This is a genomic window from Candidatus Symbiopectobacterium sp. NZEC135 (assembly GCF_025962695.1).
On sequence record NZ_JAGFPF010000651.1, the window covers coordinates 1 to 1,086 of the forward strand.

The following is a 1,086-nucleotide window of genomic DNA, read 5'->3' on the forward strand; positions in this document are numbered from 1 at the left end:
TTGGAAATTCTATTGGTAGTGGTAAAAAAAGATATTCCTTAGATAGTGAAGGTAATGTACATCAATTTACTAACACTAATGATGGATCATGGCATTGGTCAGGTAGTACGGGAGATAAAAGTGTAGCAATACCCAAAAGTGATATTCCATCAGATATTAAGAAACAATTAGGTCTGCCAGGTAAATGGAGGCAATCATGATTTTTGGAGATCCCAATCGCTTTGCTATTCTCATTGAATATATTCCTGAATGGGGAGATGGTTATAAAAATGGATTATTCCACTTTTGTGTGAAAGGTAGCATATACCCTGATAAAACTAAAGTTGCCACTTTAGGTGGTGATGTGTTTTGTCTATCTGATGGAAATGCACTGACATCACCAGTGAATGATATAAATTTATTCTTGATGGATAAAGGAAAAGCATTTTATACAATGTTAGAAACCATGTTGCCTGAAAGAGTTAAATCGAAAGAAAAAATTCATGATGATTTTATTACTTCCTATAGATATCAAGCCTCAACATATAATTTAGAAAACGACTGTTGTTTTTTCTTTGCGATTTCCAACGGAAATAACATACGGGTTGTAGGATCTAAATTAAGCATTTTAAAAGAAGGTGCAAATGGGCTTCATTGGGTGGACGTTTCAGAACCATATATTGTAGATGTTATTTTAGATAAAGATGAAATGAATAGGATCATTAAATCGGCCATTGATTATTACGCATCAATATAGTTTTTTTATTTTATATTTTAACATCGTAGATGCCTGATAATGCCATGAGTCCGATTTCTAACAAAGAGCAACAGCGTCTGCGCTAGGCTCTGCCTATTGGGAAAAGTGGCAGTCGAGTGGTGGATGTCGTGCGCACTCAAAGTGCGTTGAAAAAGGCGGAAGAGCCCGGTGAGGTGTGCCGCTCATGCCAGGCAGAGAGAGCTAGTGATAAAGATAAAGAATGGGCAGCGTACAAAGCCGCTTTAGTGCAAACGCCGCTAGACAAAGAGGCGATGAAGCAATACGGCATTGGCAGGCGGCGATATCAAGCAAACGATAGAGGCAGAGCCGCGCTTTATCTGGATCAGTTG

At 38.3% G+C, this 1,086-nt stretch carries 2 protein-coding genes and 1 pseudogene; all 3 read left to right on the forward strand.

What is annotated here, in order from left to right; translation table 11 throughout:
- Positions 1-200 (forward strand): annotated as a pseudogene (locus tag J5224_RS29480) (hypothetical protein); the annotation flags it as partial.
- Positions 197-736, forward strand: coding sequence for an immunity 42 family protein (locus J5224_RS29485; protein ID WP_264628619.1), 540 nt, complete (start codon positions 197-199; stop codon positions 734-736). The pseudogene J5224_RS29480 and the gene J5224_RS29485, both read left to right, overlap by 4 nt.
- Positions 737-864: 128 nt before the next feature.
- The coding region (locus tag J5224_RS29490; RefSeq protein WP_264628620.1) for a hypothetical protein at positions 865-1,086 on the forward strand (222 nt) is incomplete at its 3' end.